The sequence below is a fragment of the Pseudomonas sp. AC229 genome (assembly GCF_979254655.1).
Window position 1 is genome coordinate 40,825 of the sequence record NZ_CEEDHK010000014.1, and the last position, 9,116, is coordinate 49,940.

Consider the following 9,116-nt stretch of genomic DNA (forward strand, 5'->3'; position numbering starts at 1 on the left):
CGCCTGAAAACGCTCCGTGCTTAAACCGCGATGGCGGTGTGCGACCACGCCGGATGCACCACGCCGGGCAGGCTGAACGGAATGGGAATGCCGCGCTTTTTGAACTTCAGCGGCAGCCAGTGCACGCGCTCCGGGTGCACCGGCTCGATCAACAGCTCGCGGGCCGTGGCCATGGCGTGGGTCATCTGCTGCGGGTAAATGATGAAGTCGTAACCCTGCTCGGCCCACAGCGGCAAAATGATCGGAATTTCTTCCAGAATGTATTCACGGCACTGCGCGGCGGCCTGATGGGTATCCGCTGCCGGATCACGCAACAACAAGCGCTCGATAAACACGCCGATGGTGGTGTCGATGGCCGCGCGCAAGCGGCTGTCGGGCTGGGCGTACACCTCGTTCACCTGCAAGCGCAGGTCGGCATAGCGGTCGGAGGCCAGCTCTTCGTTCCAGCGGCTGATGGTCACTTTCGCCTCCAGGCCGTCGAGGTACTTGCGGTTGCGTTTGAGCCACGCCTCGCCATCCCGAATCGACGCCGACAGCGCCAGGCCCGGCGATTTGCCGTGCTTGTTGTGGCGCTGCAGGGTATCGGCCACCACCACTTTCACTTCGCTGAAACCGGACTTGTTAATCAGGTGCACGGTGGAGCTGAGCTTTTGCTCCTCGTGGTACTCCTGCCCCACGCTCACCGCCAGCACGCAGCGTTTGCCGGTGAAGTCGAGTTCTTCACCGCCCTTGTTGAAATAGGCTTTGAGATTGATCGCTTCCACATCGCTCATGGTCGTTAGCTCCAGTAGGCCAAAGGTTGGTCGTCGCCGAAATAGCCGATAAACACGCCGAGGGTGACGCGCGTGCTGGTGGGCGACGGGCGCACCGCATGAATCAGGCGGGGGTTAAGCAAAATCAGGTCGCCGGGTTCGGGCTTGATCACGAAGTCCGGCGGCGGCAGCAAATCGCGCTCGATGCCATAGGCGCGGGTGCCGCGCAGGCGTTCGTATTGTTCCTCGTCGGGCTCGATGCCCCAGATTTCCAGCTCGCCGCCGTCCTCCGGAATTTCCAGGTAGATGTTGGTGGACAGCTGAGTGAGCAAACGCGGCTCGTGGTCGCTGGGCGCGTTGCGTTCGAGGTTGTCGGTGTGCGGCGTCAGGTCGACGCCGCTGCCTTGAAAGCGGGCGATGCCAACGAAGCATTTTTCGCCATTCACATCCAACAGCCGCGCGCCTTTGGGCCACACCTCATCGAGCAGCAAACGCAGCTCATCGATGGGCGAAGCCAGCGGGCGAAAGGTGTCGCGAATCTTGCGGATATTGGTCAGCGCCTGGGCGTGGTACTCCTGGCGGCTTTGCTCGTCGCCGATTTCGATATAGGCCTTGCCCAGGCGATTGAATTCTTTCTGCTCAGTGAAGGTGCCGCGCAGCTCATGACGAGCCAGGCGCTCGCGGGCCAGTTGCACGGTGTCCGCCGGGCAAAAACCCTTCAGGCGCACGCCGTATGAGCGTTTGTGCAGCACATCGGCGATATGCGACGGCTGTAGTTGATCGGCAGTGAGGGTGGTGAACATACAAACTCCTGAACGTCCCTGAGTGGAATGGATGGTCGACCAACAGCGGGTTGCGTCACGGGCAACTCAGGTCTTGCAACGGACTCGCTTTGCTTTCTGTGGGAGCGGCTTTAGCCGCGATGGGCCGGGCCTGGAAACGGTGGGCCCAGCCAAGAACATCGCGGCTGAAGCCGCTCCTACAGGTGTTGTGGTGGGTCATGGGGGCGGCTCCTGGTTGAATTGGGGGGCGAAAAAGCCGCTGGCTTCGAATGGCTGGCTGATGATCCCTTCGGCGCGGTACAGGTCGGCGGTGCGTTGCACGTCGGCGATGACCTCGGCGTCGATGGGCACGCGGTGCGGTTGCGAGTAGCGGTTGGAGCGGCTGTGGATCTCGACCGGCAAACCGCTGTGGCGCGCCTGGATGGCGGAGAACGCTGGCTCGTTGGCGTTGGCCCACTCATACGCGCGGGCCAGGCGCTGGAGGAAATCGGCCAACAGCGCCGGCTTGTCGCGAATCGCCGTGTCGTTGGCCACCAGCAACATGTTGCCGGCGAACAAGCCTTCGCCACTGACCAGCACCCGCGTGCCGCCTTCAATCTGGCTCATGCTGGTGTACGGATCCCACGTGGCCCAGGCGTCGGCCTCGCCGTTGGCCAGCAGGCCTCGGGATTCGGCCGGTTGCAGGAAAATGAACTGCGCATCCTTGCCCGTCAGCCCGGCCCCACGCAGCGCCGCCAGCGCCAGGTAATGGCCGATGGAGCCGCGCGTGGTGGTGATTTTCTTGCCCTTCAAACCCGCCGCATCACGCAGCGGCGAGTCCTGATTCACCACAATGGCCACCGCCGTTTGCGTGACCTGCACGCGCACCACGCCCACGGTTTTCAGCGGGGCGCCGGCGCCGGCGGCAAACACAAACGGCGCATCGCCCAGGGTGCCGATGTCCACCGCGCCAGCGGCCAGCGCTTCGGCGGTCGGCGCCGCCGCACCGAACGAGGCGAACTCGATGCGGTACGGCAGGTCTTTCAACTCGCCGGCCGCTTCCAGCAGAATTTTCAGCGACGCCTTTTGGCTTGAAATCCGCAGCAGCTCCTCGCCCTGAACCGCCGGGGCAAGGGTCAGCAGCGCGGCCAATAGCACGGTGAAAGTCTTCATCAGAACGCCAGGCTCAAGCGGCCGTAGTAGTAACCGCCGCCCAGGCCATAGGGCGAGAACATGCCGTACTCATAAGTGCCGGCCCAGGGCACGATGCCGATGCTGTCGGGGTATTCGTCGAACAGGTTGTTGGCGCCCACGGCGACGGTCACGTTCTGCGTGAGGTCGTATGCCACGTCGATGTCGGTGATCCATTTCGGGCTGTAGGTGCGGTCGTTGGCCGGGTTGTTGTTGCCTTCGGTGTATTCGCCGTAGCGGCTCACGGCCAGGTTCACGTTCCAGTCATCGAGCCGGTAGTTGGTGGAGAAAATCCACTTGTCCTTGGGCGTGGCCTTGGTCAGGTCGGTTTGCTGCTGACGGTCGAACAACACGTAGCCGCTGCCCAGGCTGGACAGCTCGCCCGGCGTTTCGGCCAGGTCACGAATGGTGGTTTTGTTGTGGTTGTACGCCACGCTCCACTTCGCCTGGCCGTATTCCTCGAAGTTCTGGCTGTAGTCGAGCACCAGGTCGATGCCCTTGGTGCGCGTGTCGGCGGCGTTGGCGAAATACTGCCCCGCCAGGTTTGGCGCCAAACCGGCGTTGACCAGAATCTGCGACACCGCAGGGCCCGACAAAATGCCGGTTTGCAGAATGCGATCGTCGATGTCGATCAGGTAAAAGTCGGCGGTAAAGCGCAGGCGCTCGAACGGTTCTGCGGTGAAACCGAGGCTGTAGTTGCGCGACTTTTCCGGCTTCAGCGTTTCGGCGCCCAAGGCAATGGCTTCAGGCGAACCGGGCCGCATCTGCTTGGTTCGCGCTGTAGTGGTGGCACCGCCGCCAAGGAACTGGGTCACCGAGCTGGTAGACGAGAACACGTTCTGCGCCAAGGATGGCGCACGGAAGCCATTGCTCACCGCTGCCCGCACGGCGTAACCCGGCAGGAATTCATAACGGGTGGTGAACTTGCCGCTGGTGGTTTCGCCGATGTCCTGGTTGTACTGCTCCTGGCGCAAGGCGAAGGCGGCGTACCAGTTGGACGTCACGTTCAAACCGAAATCGACGTACGCCGCGCCGCTGTGGCGAATCTGGTCGCCGGCATCTTCGGGGTTGGTGCCGTTCACCGAGAACAGGCCCGGGTCTGGACGTCGGCCCGCGTACTGCCCGGTCGGAATCACGTAGTTGCCGTAGTTATACGAATTCGCTTCGCCCTCCCCCAGCTCGTATTTTTCCCAGCGGTACTCAATGCCGAACGAGGTTTCCAGCGGGCTGCTCCAGCCGATATCCAGCGCGCGGGTGAAGTCGAGGTTGTTGGTCCATTGGTCAAAGATTTCGTCGGCCAGGTGGAAGCGCTGCTGACTGAAATCCGGGCCGTTGGAAATGTTCAGGTTGTTGTCGGTGTAGAGCTTGGCTTTGTCGCGGCCATAGGTGGTCGACAGGTCCCAATCCCAGTCAGCGAGCAAACCCTTGGCGCCGACCGCGAATTGGTAGTCGGTTTCCTTTACCTCGCGGGTGGCCTGGCCGCCTTTCGGATACGGCGCGCCGGCCACGCCGTTGAGTGCGGTGATGTCGGTTGGCGCGCGATGGCCGAGTACTTTCTTGCCGTCGCGGTAGCTGAAGGTCGAGAACGAATACAGCGTCACGTCGTTTTGCAGCGGCAGTTCAAGGTTGTAGGCCGTGCTGGCCGTGCGGTCGCGGCCCAGTCCGTACTCCTCGCCCCAGCCGTGGGTTTGGCTGGTACGCGGGTCTGGCTGGCCATTGGCGAGCGTGCCGTAGTTGCCGACCACAGAGCCTGAGCGGTCGTAGGGTTCCTGCGACTTGGCGTCAAACGACAGGTTGAAGAAACCGCCATCGCCCAACGGCAAACCCAGGTTCGCCGCTTCGTGCCCGGTGGTGCCGTCGCCGCTGTAATACTGGCCCAACGAGCTGTCGGAGGTGACGCCCGCGTTGTCTTTCTTAAGGATGATATTGATCACCCCGGCGATGGCATCCGACCCGTACTGCGCCGCCGCGCCGTCACGCAGCACCTCGATGCGCTCGATGGCAGCGGTGGGAATCAGGTCCAGATCCACCGGCACCGCCGCCGTGCCCACCCGCGCATTGTTGTTGATCATCGCCGTGTTATGCCGGCGCTTGCCGTTCACCAGAATCAGCACCTGATCGCCACCCAGCCCGCGCATGCTGATGCCGCGCACCAGAAACGCCGTGCCGCCGCCGTTAATGGTTGGCGCATTGAACGAAGGCAGCAGCCGCGTGAGGATGTCCTTGAGGCCGTTCTGGCCGGTTTTCTCCAACTGCTCCGCCGTGATCACATCAATCGGCGCCGGGCTGTCGGTGACGGTGCGCGGCTGGCTGCCACGTACGCCGGTGACCACCACGGTGTCGAGCGTCGGGTCGTCGGCCAGGGCGGTAATCGGCACGCCCGCCGCCAGCAAGGCAGCGCTGATGGACGACAAAGCAAAGGTTTTACTGAACGCAGTACGCATTGAAAAACTTCCTGTTTAAAGCGCCTGGGGCATTTAGTGTTTGGCGGCAGCGGTTGGGGTGGTGTCTGGCGCGGTGGCGGCGATGGCCTCGACCTCGATCAATGCACCGGGCAGCACCAAGCCTGCGACTTGCACCGTGGTGCGCGCGGGTTTGAGCGGTTGTTTGTCGGTGCCGAAAAACTGCCGGAAGCCGGCCTGCAAGCCGTCGAAATCCAGGCGTCCGCCCTTGGCCGGGTCGGCAACCAGGTACACGTTCAGCTTCACCACATCGCCAAGCGTCAGGCCGCGTTGCGCGAGCACCGCTTCGATTTTGCGAAACACCGCCACGGTCTGTTGTTCGGTGCTGCCTGCGGCGTGCAGGTCGTCTTTGCCGGCCTTGGGGTCTACCGGATCCGGCAGAATTCCGGACACGTACGTGAGCTGGCTGCTTGGCGGCAGCGTGACCGCTTGCAGAATCGGCGAGTTCGGATACGTCGACGGCACGCGCTCGATACCGGCGGCCTGTGCGCCGCTGGAAACGGCACCGGCCGCGCATAGAATCCCCAACCCCAGCAGGGCTTTCGGTGTGAAAGGCATGGCAGTACTCCAAGGTTTTTTATCGCCAGCCTCGGAGGTCCGCTACCTGGCACATCGTGGTTATCGGTGGTTAAACAAGGCGCGGCGGGTTCAGGCCGTTTGCCGGTAAGGCGTGTGTTGCACACGCTCGAAAATGTGGCGCACCACCCGGCGTGCGGCGCCGGCGGCGGCTTCCTGCCAAATGCCCACGCCACTGTGGGCCAGGCCATCGCTGGTCAGGTGAATGCGGCCCTGGGCCTGGTTCAGCAGGCTGTACGCCGGCTCGGCCACTTCATGGTTAATCCATGGCCCGAGGTTGTACGGAATGCGGCTCCAGGCCACGGCGAGCGGATTGCGCAACTCGGCCGAGTGGCCCGGATGCAGCAACTCCACCGCCTGTTTTGACGCGGCGATCTGCTCGGCAATGCTCTTCTCACCAAACACCCGCGCGGTTTCGCCGTTGTTGTAAGCGGCAATCAGAATGCCCTGCTCCTGATTGAACCCGCCGCTTGGATACCAGAGGCCCGACGCCTCCTGATTCACAAACGAGAGGCCGCCATAAATCTGGTAATCGCGCTCCCAGAACCGCCGCGACTGCCACGCCACCTTGTTGGCATAGCCAAACTGCACCGCGCCAATCGCCTGCTGCACCGGCGCGGTGAAATTGGTGTCGAGCTTGGCCAGCAACGGCAGCGGCAAGGCCACCACGGCGTAGTCGGCCGTCAACGTCTGTGCGCGTCCGGTTTTGCGCTCCACATAGGAGACCAGCACGCCGTTGTCCTGGTTATGAATCGCGCGCACTTCGCTGCCCAGGCGCAAGGCGCCGGCCAGGTGTTTCTCGAAGGCTCTGGGAATGCGGTCCATGCCGCCGACCGGCTGAAACATGGTCGGCGAGAACTCGGGGTATTCATCGATCATCAACGCATTGGCCAGCGCCGGATTGAGCAGCGTGCGCAGCGGCAACGGCTCATTCTTCTGCGCCACTTGCTCGCCGGCACCGGGCCAGACTTTGTAGCCCGAGCGCGCCGAGCCGATGTACTCAAGCTTCTCGGACAGGTCGCCAAAGGTTCGCAAAAACTGCAACAGCGCGCGTTGGTCATCGGCATTCAACTCATCATTCAGCGCCTGGCGATTGACCGCCTTGGCCAGTAACTCCGCCACATGGCCACGGCTGTCATTCACCGCCTGACGAATCTGCATTGGCGGCTCGGCCAGGTTCGGCCGCACCAGGGCGTTGCGGCTGGTATTGACCAGCACCTCCAACTCCACGCCCAGCTCGCGGCAGTAGCCGAGCATCAACTGATGGTGGCTAGGCAAACGGGCCGGGCCGGCATTGAAATAAAACCCGTCGGCAAAGTTCGCCACCTGCACGGTGCCGTCGGTGTACTCAACGCGATCGCCCTGGCGCAGCGTCCAATTGCGACCGCCAACGCGGTCACGGGCCTCGAGCACCGTGACGTTAAAGCCGGCCTTGCGCAGCTCGTAGGCACTGACCAAACCACCGATGCCGGCGCCGATCACCACCACGCTGGCACCGTGGCCAACCTGGGCCGAGGGCAAGCTCGCATAATTTTCCGGGCCGCTGGTTGGCTGAGCGAATGCCGGGCTCAACAACCCCAGCGCCCCCATCGCGCCATACGCCGCCCGGTAACCGCCGATGGCGGCAACCCGTGCAATTAGCGCTCTTCTGGTCAGTGGCATCCCTGTTTCCCCATCGTCTTGACAGGCCGATCCGGCCTGGCAACCTATATCGCGCATAGTTATAGACTGATGCGCTTAGGCTGCTAAATTCGTCTATGGGGGCCATGCTACTGACGGTTACAAAATGTGAGAAATACATTTTAGGCATATGCAAATATTAAATTGTTTAATCTTACGCGGCGCGCAAGCTGCAAGAAATGCATAACCTGATGGACTTATATTTCGCGGAAAGCATCGCGGCTGAAGCCGCTCTGCGAGGATGACGGTGATGTTGAAAAATCCTCCGTCATTCCCGCGAAAGCGGGAATCCAGAGTCTCGGCCAGTAAAGACGTTCTCGAATCACGTAAGGCGGAACGTAAACGTTCAGCGCACGCGACAATACCTTCGCCGATCTACCGAGTACGGCTTGAAATACTGGATCCCCGCGTTCGCGAGGATGACGGGGGATTTTTCAAACACACCGTCATTCCCGCGAAGGCGGCGGTCCGACGATTCGGAGTCCAGGCTTCCGGCCAGGAACAACGTTCTCCAATCGCACGTGAGGCGAAACCAAAAGGTCCAGCACACGCGGTGGTGAATACCTACGCCGATTTAACGTGTACGGCGTGAAATTCTGGATCCCCGCGTTCGCGAGGATGACGGTGGTTTTGAAAAACCCTCCGTCATTCCTCGTAAGCGGGAATGACGGTGATACACACCGCCCCCCTAGCAAACGCAGCCCACTGTGGGAGCTTCAGCCGCGATTCCTGAAACCCACTGTCATCCGCCAAACCGCACAACCAGCCAATCCGCCAACCGCCGATAAACCCCATCAACCTCCCCCGTCACCGCCCCCATCCGCAAAAAATCATGGGTCAGCCCTTCACACTCAAGCACCTCAACCGCCACTCCTTCATCCCTCAATCGCTGCGCATACGCCCTGCCCTCATCCACCAGCGGATCAAACCCGGCGATGGCCATACAGGCCGGCGCAATCCCCTTCAGGCGGCGCGCCAGCAGCGGTGAAAAGCGGGGGTCGTGTCGGTCTTCGGCGGTGCGTTGGTAGTGCTGGTAAAACCATTCCAGCGTCTGGCTTTCCAGCAAGTAGCCTTCGGCAAACAGGGTCATCGATTCGCTGATGCGCGACGCATCGGTCACCGGATAACACAGCAATTGCCCCACCGGCTTAAGCGCCACCGCCGCCGGCTCATGCTCGGCTTGCCTTGCCAGCACCGTGGCCAAGGTGGCGCCTACGCTGTCGCCGCCGAACACGGCTCGCTGTTTATCCAACCCATGGGCAGCGGCGTGTTCGGCCAACCAGGCCAACGCGTCGGCGGCGTCGTGCAAGGCGGTGGGGAATTTGTGTTCGGGCGCCAAACGGTAGCCCACGGCCAGCACGGCGCACCCGGCACGCCGGGCAAATTCGCGGCAGACGCCATCGTGGGAATCCAGGTCGCCGAGCACAAAACCGCCGCCGTGCAGGAACACCAATACGGGTAACGGCGAATCACTGTGCGCCGGCCGGTAAAGCCTCAACCCAACCTCATAGCCGTCACGGGCGATGCAGCTCAGCGCTTCGGCCTGCACGTCAGCGGGCGCCGGCCAGCGCAGTTGAGCGGTGGTCGCGGCGAAGGCGGCGCGTGCTTCGGCAACCGGCAGTTGGTGCAACGGCCGGGTGCTGGCGCGTTGGGCCAGGTCGAGGAAAGCGTCGATGTCGGCGTTCAAGGGCATG

The 9,116-nt window shown here is 62.5% G+C and carries 7 protein-coding genes; all 7 read right to left on the reverse strand.

Annotated features, from left to right (window positions below; genetic code table 11):
• Positions 1–20: 20 nt before the first annotated feature.
• Complete coding sequence (locus AC0IW7_RS19085; RefSeq protein WP_471820102.1) at positions 21–773, reverse strand: tRNA-dependent cyclodipeptide synthase; 753 nt, start codon at positions 771–773, stop codon at positions 21–23.
• 5 nt (positions 774–778) lie between these two features.
• Positions 779–1,555 (reverse strand): 2OG-Fe(II) oxygenase family protein, encoded by a 777-nt coding sequence (locus tag AC0IW7_RS19090; RefSeq protein WP_471820104.1) that lies wholly within the window; start codon positions 1,553–1,555, stop codon positions 779–781.
• 195 nt (positions 1,556–1,750) lie between these two features.
• On the reverse strand, positions 1,751–2,686 hold the full coding sequence (locus AC0IW7_RS19095) for an ABC transporter substrate-binding protein (RefSeq protein ID WP_471820106.1): 936 nt from the start codon (positions 2,684–2,686) through the stop codon (positions 1,751–1,753).
• On the reverse strand, positions 2,686–5,148 hold the full coding sequence (locus AC0IW7_RS19100) for a TonB-dependent receptor plug domain-containing protein (protein ID WP_471820108.1): 2,463 nt from the start codon (positions 5,146–5,148) through the stop codon (positions 2,686–2,688). Before AC0IW7_RS19100 ends, AC0IW7_RS19095 begins: the two co-directional genes overlap by 1 nt.
• A 33-nt stretch (positions 5,149–5,181) precedes the next feature.
• Entirely contained in the window at positions 5,182–5,724 is a 543-nt protein-coding gene (locus tag AC0IW7_RS19105) for a RidA family protein (RefSeq protein ID WP_471820109.1), read from the reverse strand.
• Between the two features lie 90 nt (positions 5,725–5,814).
• Entirely contained in the window at positions 5,815–7,404 is a 1,590-nt protein-coding gene (locus tag AC0IW7_RS19110) for a flavin monoamine oxidase family protein (protein WP_471820112.1), read from the reverse strand.
• Positions 7,405–8,164: 760 nt separating this feature from the next.
• Positions 8,165–9,115 carry an alpha/beta hydrolase gene (locus AC0IW7_RS19115; protein WP_471820114.1) on the reverse strand — a complete coding sequence of 317 codons (951 nt, stop codon included), beginning with the start codon at positions 9,113–9,115 and terminating at the stop codon, positions 8,165–8,167.
• Position 9,116 lies beyond the last annotated feature (1 nt).